Consider the following 328-nt stretch of genomic DNA (forward strand, 5'->3'; position numbering starts at 1 on the left):
CGGGATCAGCTCGCGCGCCAGCGTGGCCAGGGCCGGCGCGTCGGCGTTGTCCGAGAAGCCGTTCAGCAGCGTCAGCGTCTCGTTGTGAGCGGCGACCTGCTGCTCCAGATAGACCTTGTCAAAATCGCCGGGCGAGGCGGCGTTCAGATTATCGATCAGGCCTTGGCGGCGCTGATCCAGCGTGGTCGGAACCTCGACGTTCGGCGCCGCGGTCGGGACGGCCGCCGACAGCTTTTCCCCGGCCTGGGTGTGGTCGGTGCGGATCGTGGACGCCAGCGCCTTGACCTGGGCATTGGTCGACTTGGCCTGGGCGATCTCGGCGGCCTGG

Annotated in this window: 1 protein-coding gene; it reads right to left on the bottom strand. The window is 68.6% G+C overall.

Annotated elements, in window-relative coordinates; genetic code table 11:
* Positions 1–328: DUF4142 domain-containing protein (locus B2U11_RS07330; protein ID WP_292070862.1), on the bottom strand; the 328-nt coding region annotated here is incomplete at both ends.

It is taken from the genome of Brevundimonas sp. UBA7534 (assembly GCF_002479325.1).
Lineage (GTDB): Bacteria > Pseudomonadota > Alphaproteobacteria > Caulobacterales > Caulobacteraceae > Brevundimonas.